This window comes from Corallococcus praedator (assembly GCF_003612125.1).
In the GTDB taxonomy this organism is placed as follows: domain Bacteria; phylum Myxococcota; class Myxococcia; order Myxococcales; family Myxococcaceae; genus Corallococcus; species Corallococcus praedator.
In genome coordinates this window covers 1-400 of sequence record NZ_RAWI01001331.1, presented here as the reverse complement: position 1 = coordinate 400, position 400 = coordinate 1, and the positions used below count along the sequence as shown (strand labels likewise).

Here is a 400-nt window from a genome sequence, read left to right as displayed (position 1 = left end):
GCAGGGCGATCACTTTCCGCTAGACTATCTGGCTGGGGCGGTCATGAACCGAACGCTATCCCTGATTGATGGTTATATCACGCTGACACGGGGCGAAAACTTTCTGGCGGCCGCGCATCTCATCAGACCAAACCTGGACAATTACCTGCGCTTTCATGCTGCGTGGCTGGTTTCTGATCCGCACGACTTTGCTGGTAGGATCATGAGCGGCGAGCATGTCCGAAAGATGAAAGATAAGACAGGCGCGAAGATGACCGACGCATACTTAGTGTCAACCTTGAAAGATGAACATGACTGGCTTGAGCGCGTTTATGAAGAAACATCCGGATTTGTCCACCTTAGCCGTCAGCACGTTATTTCGTCACTGCGATATAGTGAACGCGATGGCGGAGTGATTGAG

Annotated in this window: 1 protein-coding gene; it reads left to right on the top strand. The window is 51.8% G+C overall.

Annotation, left to right across the window (positions count from 1 at the left end):
- Positions 1 to 43 precede the first annotated feature (43 nt).
- Positions 44 to 400 (top strand): hypothetical protein (locus D7Y13_RS45540; protein WP_208734739.1); only part of this gene is annotated, 357 nt, incomplete at its 3' end.